2 protein-coding genes and 3 rRNA genes are annotated in these 10,010 nt (G+C 65.4%); all 5 read left to right on the top strand.

All coding sequences use genetic code 11. The features are described 5' to 3' along the window. Window positions 1–591: 591 nt before the first annotated feature. The 5 genes from AC1DQC_RS14655 to rrf all read left to right on the top strand — a co-directional run bounded on the left by AC1DQC_RS14655 (window position 592) and on the right by rrf (window position 8,472). Complete coding sequence (locus AC1DQC_RS14655; RefSeq protein WP_477051979.1) at window positions 592–1,599, top strand: DUF8094 domain-containing protein; 1,008 nt, start codon at window positions 592–594, stop codon at window positions 1,597–1,599. A gap of 76 nt (window positions 1,600–1,675) precedes the next feature. After that, window positions 1,676–2,614, top strand: coding sequence for a co-chaperone YbbN (locus AC1DQC_RS14650; protein ID WP_477051978.1), 939 nt, complete (start codon window positions 1,676–1,678; stop codon window positions 2,612–2,614). Between the two features lie 581 nt (window positions 2,615–3,195). Further along, window positions 3,196–4,717 (top strand): 16S ribosomal RNA (locus AC1DQC_RS14645). A 445-nt stretch (window positions 4,718–5,162) separates the two neighbouring features. After that, a 23S ribosomal RNA gene (locus AC1DQC_RS14640) occupies window positions 5,163–8,276 on the top strand. 79 nt (window positions 8,277–8,355) lie between these two features. Further along, window positions 8,356–8,472 (top strand): 5S ribosomal RNA (gene rrf / locus AC1DQC_RS14635). The 16S, 23S and 5S rRNA genes sit together here, the layout of an rRNA operon. The last annotated feature ends 1,538 nt before the right edge of the window (window positions 8,473–10,010 follow it).

The raw sequence follows: 10,010 nt of genomic DNA, 5'->3' as shown, positions 1-10,010 counted from the left end.
GGGCTGGACGCCCGCAGCCTCCGGTGCCGCGAGCCCGGTCACGGCGCCGGCCAACCCGTCGGCGGCTCGCCCGCTCCAGGCCGGCACCGCCCCCGGCCAGTCGGGCAACGCACCGTCGCGACCGGGCACGGCCCCCGCCCAGTCGAGCAACGCACCGTCCCGACCGGGAACGGGATCCGCCCAGTCCGCAACCGCTCAGTCGTCCGCCGCAGCGGGCCAGTCGGGCACGCCACCGCACGGTCGCCCGTCCTGGGCGCACGCCGCGCCGGCGCCGGCCCCGAGCCCCTCCGCGGCCGCCCCTGACCCCCAGGGCCCGGCGGCGTGGTCGGCCGTCCCGCCGCCGCCCGGCGCGCGTCTCCGGCCGGGATCTCCCTCGGGCCCCGATGCCGAGCCGGTCCACGCGGGCCGCCCCACCTGGATCCGTCCGACCACCGAGCCGACCCCGCCGGCAGAGGAGTCCACCGCGGCGAACTCCCGGGCCGACGCCTGGCGCCGCGCGTGGGGTCTGCCGCCGACGGACGCGGACCCCGCGACCGCAGCGGGCACCGACGACGCCCAGAGCACCGAGGACGCCACGAAGGAGGACGGACGATGACGCGCAGCCCGCGCTCCCGCCGCCGCCTCGCCGCCCTCGGGACCGTGCTCCTGCTCAGCCTCGCCGCGTGCGCGAGCCCGCTCCCGCAGCCCGAGCCCGAGCCGGTGCCGGCGGTCGCGCCCGCAGCGACGACGGTCGTGCAGTCGCAGGACGTGCTCACGTCGCTGGGCGCCGTCCTCGCCTCCGCGGATGCCGCCCTCGACGCCGCCCAGCTCCCGCCCAGGGTGGAGGGTCCGGCGCTGGCCGTGCGCACCGCCGAGTACGTGCGGGCCACCGCGACCGCGGGTGCCAAGCCTCCGACGGCCCTGCCGACGGACGCGCAGGCGCTGATCGTGCCGCAGACGGACGTGTGGCCGCGGACCCAGCTGGTCGTCACCAAGCAGCCCGACGACCTGCAGGCCCCGCGCATCCTGGTGCTGCAGCAGAACGCGCCGCGTGACCCCTACAAGCTGTGGGGCTGGGGGCGCATGGGCGCGGGCGTGCAGATGCCTGCCACGGCCGCCCCCGAGACCGGCAGCCCGGTCCTGGCTCCGGACGCGACCGGCCTCGTCGTGACGCCGACCGAGGCCTTGCAGCAGTACGCCGACGTCCTCGCGAACGGCGACGCGTCGGCCTATGCCGCCACGTTCGCCCCGGACACGTTCCGCTCGAGCATCGAGGCCGCGCGTGCGGCAACGGCGGCGGGCGTGCAGGCGGCCGGCACCGCGACGGAGACCTACACGCCGGAGGCGGCGCCGACGGTCGCGCTCGGCACGGTCGACGGCGGCGCGATCGTCGTCGGCCAGCTCACCACCGTGTCCACCGTGACGCTCACCGTCGCGGGTGGGACGATCCCGATCTCCGACCCGTTCTACGCGGCTCTCACCGGCAAGCAGAGCGGCGGCAGCAACTTCGTCCGGACGTTCACCGACGTCCTCGTCATGTACGTGCCCCCGGCGGACAGCGGCGCCCAGGTGTTGCTCCTCGCCGCGGAGCACGCCGTCACGTCGGCGACGGCCGAGTGACACAGCACCACCCGCACGTGCCCTGAGCTGATCGACCCCGACCCGTCCGCAGCAGGCCTCGAAGGAAGAACGACGCATGTCCCAGCCGACCGGACCACGCCCCCGCCTCGACGTCCGCGGAGCAGTCGACCTGTCGACGCTGAACCGCCCGCCGACGCCCGCCCCAGGGACCCCCGGCGGGCTGCCGGCGCCCGGGACGTACGTGGTCGACGTCGACCAGGAGTCGTTCCCGGCGCTGGTGCAGTCCTCCACGGAGTACCCGGTCGTCGTGGTGCTCTGGTCGCCGCGGAGCGAGGCGAGCGCGACGGTCGCCGCCGACCTCGCGACGCTGGCCGACGAAGACGCCGGCCGCTGGCTGCTGGCGCGGATCGACGCCGAGGCCAACCCGCAGATCGCCCAGGCCTTCCAGGCCCAGAGCGTGCCGACGGTCGTCGCCGTCCTGGCGGGCCAGCCGCTCCCGCTGTTCCAGGGCGCCTACCCCCTCGACCAGGTGCGTGCGGTCCTCGACCAGGTCCTCGCCGCCGCCGAGGCCAACGGCATCACGGGCCGCGCCGCGCCGAGCACGGGGGAGCAGCCGCCGCAGGAGGAGCCAGAGCCCGAGCTCCCGCCCCTGCACCAGGCCGCGTACGACGCGATCGAGCGCGACGACCTGGCCGCCGCGACAGCTGCCTACGAGCAGGCGCTCAAGGAGAACCCGCGCGACGCCCAGGCGCGAGCCGGCCTCGCGCAGGTCGGGCTGCTCGACCGGACGCGCGACGCCGACCTGCAGGCCGCCCGTGCCGCAGCCGCGGCCGACCCCAAGGACGTCGACGCGCAGTTCGCCGTCGCCGACCTCGACATCCTCGGCGGCAAGGTGGACGACGCGTTCGCGCGACTCATCGACCTGCTCCGGATGACCGCCGGCCCCGACCGCGAGCGTGTTCGCGTGCGCCTGGTCGACCTGTTCGAGGTCATCGGCGGCGACGACCCCCGGGTCATCGCGGCCCGGCGCGCCATGGCCAACGCGCTCTACTGAGCGTTTGCGCAGGTCAGCGCCCGTTCGGGTGACGTGACCCGCGTCACCGGACACGGATTTGCCCTCCGGGCCGCGGGCTGCGTAATCTTCTCGATGTCGCCCGGCAGGGAGGAACGGACACCGCGGATCGAACCGCAGTGGCTGGTCCCCCGGGCAGACCACCTCGGACACTCCGACCGGCGATCTGATCGTCGGTCACCTGGAGCGTCCGGACGCGGAACCGAGGTTCCACCCCAGCTAAATCGCCTCTGACGAGGGGATTTGACGGGGCGGGGCGGCTCCGCTAAGTTAGAACGGTTGCCTCCGGACAGGTTGAAAGGCCTGGAGGGATGCGCGTCTGTTCCTTGAGAACTCAACAGTGTGCCAAATAGTCGATGCCATATGGCTCGCTATCAGAGGTGGTCATGCCCTGTTTGGGGTGTGGGTGCTGAGGTGGTGGGTCTTGGTTGAGATTGGTGCCGTTTCTTCTACCTCCGTGGAAGGCGGTGCCACAATTCAGCCGAATCTGATTGGTCCTTATCGGGACCGTTTCGTGTGTCGGTTGCTCTGCTGCCTTTGGGTGGTGGGGTGCCATGTAGACATTTACGGAGAGTTTGATTCTGGCTCAGGACGAACGCTGGCGGCGTGCTTAACACATGCAAGTCGAACGGTGATGGCCAGCTTGCTGGTCTGATCAGTGGCGAACGGGTGAGTAACACGTGAGCAACCTGCCCTAGACTCTGGAATAACCATGGGAAACGATGGCTAATACCGGATACGAGACACACACGCATGTGTGGTGTCTGGAAAGATTTATCGGTCTGGGATGGGCTCGCGGCCTATCAGCTTGTTGGTGGGGTAGTGGCCTACCAAGGCGACGACGGGTAGCCGGCCTGAGAGGGCGACCGGCCACACTGGGACTGAGATACGGCCCAGACTCCTACGGGAGGCAGCAGTGGGGAATATTGCACAATGGGCGCAAGCCTGATGCAGCGACGCCGCGTGAGGGATGACGGCCTTCGGGTTGTAAACCTCTTTCAGCAGGGAAGAAGCGCAAGTGACGGTACCTGCAGAAGAAGCGCCGGCTAACTACGTGCCAGCAGCCGCGGTAATACGTAGGGCGCAAGCGTTGTCCGGAATTATTGGGCGTAAAGAGCTCGTAGGCGGTTTGTCGCGTCTGCTGTGAAAACCTAAGGCTCAACCTTGGGCTTGCAGTGGGTACGGGCAGACTAGAGTGCGGTAGGGGTGACTGGAATTCCTGGTGTAGCGGTGGAATGCGCAGATATCAGGAGGAACACCGATGGCGAAGGCAGGTCACTGGGCCGCAACTGACGCTGAGGAGCGAAAGCATGGGGAGCGAACAGGATTAGATACCCTGGTAGTCCAYGCCGTAAACGTTGGGCRCTAGGTGTGGGGCTCATTCCACGAGTTCCGTGCCGYAGCWAACGCATTAAGYGCCCCGCCTGGGGAGTACGGCCGCAAGGCTAAAACTCAAAGAAATTGACGGGGGCCCGCACAAGCGGCGGAGCATGCGGATTAATTCGATGCAACGCGAAGAACCTTACCAAGGCTTGACATACACCGGAAACTTCCAGAGATGGTTGCCCCGCAAGGTCGGTGTACAGGTGGTGCATGGYTGTCGTCAGCTCGTGTCGTGAGATGTTGGGTTAAGTCCCGCAACGAGCGCAACCCTCGTCCCATGTTGCCAGCGGGTTATGCCGGGGACTCATGGGAGACTGCCGGGGTCAACTCGGAGGAAGGTGGGGAYGACGTCAARTCATCATGCCCCTTATGTCTTGGGCTTCACGCATGCTACAATGGCCGGTACAAAGGGCTGCGATACCGCGAGGTGGAGCGAATCCCAAAAAGCCGGTCTCAGTTCGGATTGGGGTCTGCAACTCGACCCCATGAAGTCGGAGTCGCTAGTAATCGCAGATCAGCAACGCTGCGGTGAATACGTTCCCGGGCCTTGTACACACCGCCCGTCAAGTCACGAAAGTCGGTAACACCCGAAGCCAGTGGCCCAACTCGTAAGAGGGGGAGCTGTCGAAGGTGGGACTGGCGATTGGGACTAAGTCGTAACAAGGTAGCCGTACCGGAAGGTGCGGCTGGATCACCTCCTTTCTAAGGAGCATCTGGCATCAGGTTGTCCTGTCATGGGGTGGCTGTGGTGTCCAGGCCCGTTGTCCCTGCCGAACGAGTGGGGGACGGTGCTCGAGGGTGGAACATCGACTGTGGCCGGCTTTCGAGCTGGTGGCGACCTAGTACGCCGGCCTTCGGGTCGGGTGGGAACGGTTTTGCTGCTGGGGAGGGGTTGGCTGGGCACGCTGTTGGGTCCTGAGGGGACAGCCGGAAGGTTGTTCGTTCAGGGTCGCTACGCACGCGGTCTGCACCTGTGGGTGTGGGGTGGGTGCGGGTGGCTGCGGGCTGGTACCGCTCGGACAAACCGCCGTCACGCTGGTGCGCGAGCATCGGGGTGGGGGTAGGTGCTGGGGTGAGGGTACTGGTGACCGGTCGTAGCTTGAGAACTGCACAGTGGACGCGAGCATCTTTTATGAATGATCTTTGTGGTCAAGTTTATAAGGGCACAGGGTGGATGCCTTGGCACTAGGAGCCGAAGAAGGACGTTGTAGCCTGCGATAAGCCTCGGGGAGTTGGCAAACGAACCGTGATCCGAGGATGTCCGAATGGGGAAACCCCGCACGAGTCATGTCGTGTGACCCGCACCTGAATATATAGGGTGTGTGGAGGGAACGGCGGGAAGTGAAACATCTCAGTACCGCCAGGAAGAGATATTCCGTGAGTAGTGGCGAGCGAAAGCGGATCAGGCCAAACCGTGTACGTGTTCAAGCCGGCAGGCGTTGCGTGCACGGGGTTGTGGGACCTTTCAGCTGGTTCTGCCGAATCAGCAGGGAGTCAGAAAGTCGCGTCATAGTCGAAGGGCATTGAAAGGCCCGGCACAGAGGGTGTGACCCCCGTAGACGAAATGGCGTGGCCTCCCGAAGGGGATCCCAAGTAGCTCCGGGCCCGAGAAACCTGGAGTGAATCTGCACAGACCACTGTGTAAGCCTAAATACTACCTAGTGACCGATAGCGGACAAGTACCGTGAGGGAAAGGTGAAAAGTACCCCGGGAGGGGAGTGAAATAGTACCTGAAACCGTGTGCCTACAATCCGTTGGAGCCTCCCTAGCAGGGGTGACAGCGTGCCTTTTGAAGAATGAGCCTGCGAGTTAGTGGTACGTGGCGAGGTTAACCCGTGTGGGGAAGCCGTAGCGAAAGCGAGTCCGAATAGGGCGTCTCAGTCGCGTGCTCTAGACCCGAAGCGGAGTGATCTAGCCATGGGCAGGTTGAAGCGCGGGTAAGACCGCGTGGAGGACCGAACCCACCWRGGTTGAAAACYKRGGGGATGASCTGTGGKTAGGGGTGAAAGGCCAATCAAACTCCGTGATAGCTGGTTCTCCCCGAAATGCATTTAGGTGCAGCGTCRCGTGTTTCTTRCCGGAGGTAGAGCTACTGGATAGCCGATGGGCCCCACCAGGTTACTGACGTTAGCCAAACTCCGAATGCCGGTAAGCCAGAGCGTGGCAGTGAGACTGCGGGGGATAAGCTCCGTAGTCGAGAGGGAAACAGCCCAGACCACCAGCTAAGGCCCCTAAGCGTATGCTAAGTGGGAAAGGATGTGGAGTTGCACAGACAACCAGGAGGTTGGCTTAGAAGCAGCCACCCTTGAAAGAGTGCGTAATAGCTCACTGGTCAAGTGATTCCGCGCCGACAATGTAGCGGGGCTCAAGTATACCGCCGAAGCTGTGGCATTCACATATCAGCTCAGCACCCTTTGGGGTGTTCAGGCGTGTGGATGGGTAGGGGAGCGTCGTGTGGCGAGTGAAGTCGCGGGGGAACCCAGCGGTGGACGCCACACGAGTGAGAATGCAGGCATGAGTAGCGAATGACGGGTGAGAAACCCGTCCGCCGAATGATCAAGGGTTCCAGGGCCAGGCTAATCCGCCCTGGGTAAGTCGGGACCTAAGGCGAGGCCGACAGGCGTAGTCGATGGACAACGGGTTGATATTCCCGTACCGGCGAAGAACCGCCCATACCGAGCCCGGTGATGCTAAACGCCCGAGCCGCCACATCGTCCCTTCGGGGACACCGTGGCGGGGAGCGCGTGACCCGAACCGGTAGTAGGTAAGCGTATTAACAGGGGTGACGCAGGAAGGTAGCCAAGCGTGGCGATGGTAGTCCACGTCCAAGGTCGTAGGGCGAGGTGTAGGCAAATCCGCACCTCACATAGCCTGAGAGCTGACGGTGACCGCATTAGCGGGAATCTGGTGATCCTATGCTGCCAAGAAAAGCCTCGACGCGAGGTTCTAGCCGCCCGTACCCCAAACCGACTCAGGTGATCAGGTAGAGAATACCAAGGCGATCGAGAGAATCGTGGTTAAGGAACTCGGCAAAATGCCCCCGTAACTTCGGGAGAAGGGGGGCCTGAAGCGTGAACCGACTTGCTCGGGGAGCGTGAAGGGCCGCAGAGACCAGGGAGAAGCGACTGTTTACTAAAAACACAGGTCCGTGCGAAGTCGCAAGACGATGTATACGGACTGACGCCTGCCCGGTGCTGGAAGGTTAAGAGGACGGGTCAGCCGCAAGGCGAAGCTCAGAATTTAAGCCCCAGTAAACGGCGGTGGTAACTATAACCATCCTAAGGTAGCGAAATTCCTTGTCGGGTAAGTTCCGACCTGCACGAATGGCGTAACGACTTCTCCGCTGTCTCAACCGCGAACTCGGCGAAATTGCACTACGAGTAAAGATGCTCGTTACGCGCAGCAGGACGGAAAGACCCCGGGACCTTTACTATAGCTTGGTATTGGTGTTCGGTGCGGCTTGTGTAGGATAGGTGGGAGACTGTGAAGCSGGCACGCCAGTGTCGGTGGAGTCAACGTTGAAATACCACTCTGGTCGCTCTGGATATCTAACCTCGGTCCGTGATCCGGACTAGGGACAGTGCCTGGTGGGTAGTTTAACTGGGGCGGTTGCCTCCTAAAATGTAACGGAGGCGCTCAAAGGTTCCCTCAGCCTGGTTGGCAATCAGGTGGCGAGTGCAAGTGCACAAGGGAGCTTGACTGTGAGACTGACAGGTCGAGCAGGGACGAAAGTCGGAACTAGTGATCCGGCGGTGGCTTGTGGAAGCGCCGTCGCTCAACGGATAAAAGGTACCCCGGGGATAACAGGCTGATCTTGCCCAAGAGTCCATATCGACGGSATGGTTTGGCACCTCGATGTCGGCTCGTCGCATCCTGGGGCTGGAGTAGGTCCCAAGGGTTGGGCTGTTCGCCCATTAAAGCGGYACGCGAGCTGGGTTTAGAACGTCGTGAGACAGTTCGGTCCCTATCCGCTGCGCGCGCAGGAAACTTGAGAAGGGCTGTCCCTAGTACGAGAGGACCGGGACGGACGAACCTCTGGTGTGCCAGTTGTTCCGCCAGGAGCACGGCTGGTTAGCTACGTTCGGAAGGGATAACCGCTGAAAGCATCTAAGCGGGAAGCCTGCTTCAAGATGAGGTTTCCATGCCCCCTCGAGGGGTGAGAGGCTCCCAGCTAGACCACTGGGTAGATAGGCCGGATGTGGAAGAGGGGACTCAAGACCCTTGCAGCTGACCGGTACTAATAAGCCGACAACTTCACCACTTCATTCATTGCTTTGCTACGCGTCCACTGTGCGGTTCCCGAGAGACGAACGGGAACCCGTTTGACAACTCGACAACGTTACGGCGGTCATAGCGAAGGGGAAACGCCCGGTCCCATTCCGAACCCGGAAGCTAAGCCCTTCAGCGCCGATGGTACTGCACTCGCCAGGGTGTGGGAGAGTAGGACGCCGCCGGACATCATTCAGGAGAAGCCACCCCTACGGGGGTGGCTTCTTCTGTTTTACCCAGCATTCTTGCGCGCAGCGTCGGGCGTATTGATCAGCATGTTTCACCGCAGTGTCGTCCCCGCTCCGATTGCCGGTGCGGCCCCACGGTCGCCGTTCGGCGCCCGGAGCAGGGGATGAGACGATGGGGCGGTCGATCGCGACGAGGAGAGCACACAGATGAACAGCGAGAATCCTGCCGGGGGCACACCCGACGACCGAGGTCGGTCGGGCGGAGCGGACCGCGGGCGACCTGACCGCGGCGACAGCTCGTCCCGCGGAGCACGTGATTCGCAGAGCCGTGGGAGTGCCCCGCGTTCCGGCTCGAGCGACCGTGCCGGCGGTTCCCGGTCAGGTGGCCGGCCGCCCTCTGGTGGTTCTCGCGACTCCCGCGGACAGAGCTCGTCCTACGGGGCGGGCAGCGATCGTGGCTCTCGAGCGTCCGGTGACCGCCCTTCGTACGGCGATCGTGCCGGCGGTGGCGCCCGTTCGGGCGGCGAGCGCGGCTCGTACGGCAACCGCCCCGGGGGAGACCGTCCGTCATACGGGAGCCGGCCCGCCGGCGACCGACCCTCGTACGGCGATCGTGCCGGCGGCGACCGGAGCCGTGGCGATCGCCGGTCCTACGGCGACCGCCCGAGCGGCGAGCGCAGCTCGTACGGCAACCGCGCCGGCGCGGACCGCCCGTCGTCTGGCGGGCGTCCCGCCGGGGACCGTCCGTCCTACGGGAATCGCTCGGGCGGAGACCGTCCGAGCTATGGCGATCGCTCCGGTGGTGGCGACCGGAACCGCGGCGACCGCCCCTCGTACGGCGACCGTCCGGGTGGCGAGCGCGGCTCCTACGGCAACCGTTCCGGTGGCGATCGTCCGTCGTACGGTGACCGCCCCTCTGGCGACCGCTCCTCGTACGGCACTCGCAGCAGCGGAGGCCGTCCGTCGTCCGGCGGCCGTCCCTCGGGTGATCGGCCGTCCTACGGCAACCGGCCTTCGGGGGACCGTCCCTCCTACGGTGACCGCCCTTCCGGTGGCGACCGTGGGCGTGGGGACCGTTCGTCGTACGGCAACCGTCCCTCCGGCGACCGTCCCTCGTATGGCAACCGTCCTGCCGGTGAGCGTCCCTCGTACGGCGACCGTCCTTCCGGCGGAGACCGTCCGTCGTATGGGAGCCGGCCTTCCGGTGACCGTCCCTCGTACGACCGCTCCTCCGGTGGCGGCGACCGTTCCTCGTACGGCAACCGGCCGTCCGGTGACCGTCCGTACGGCAACCGTCCCACCGGTGACCGTCCCTCCTACGGCGACCGCCCCTCCGGTGGCGACCGCGGGCGAGGGGACCGTTCGTCGTACGGCAACCGTCCCTCCAGCGATCGTCCGTCCTATGGCGACCGTCCTTCCGGTGGCGACCGCCCGTCGTATGGCAATCGGTCGTCGGGTGATCGCCCCTCGTACGGCGACCGTCCGTCCGGTGGCGACCGTGGTCGTGACCGTTCGTCGTACGGCAACCGGCCCTCGGG

It is taken from the genome of Cellulomonas sp. P4_H12, from assembly GCF_056400905.1.
Note: the sequence above shows the minus strand (reverse complement) of the source record. Positions and strands in the feature narration are given on the sequence as shown.

Bases quoted from the DNA above. Each gene is read 5' to 3' on its own strand.
- AC1DQC_RS14650 (WP_477051978.1), top strand. From the start codon at position 1,676: ATGTCCCAGCCGACCGGACCACGCCCCCGCCTCGACGTCCGCGGAGCA.
- AC1DQC_RS14655 (WP_477051979.1), top strand. From the start codon at position 592: ATGACGCGCAGCCCGCGCTCCCGCCGCCGCCTCGCCGCCCTCGGGACC.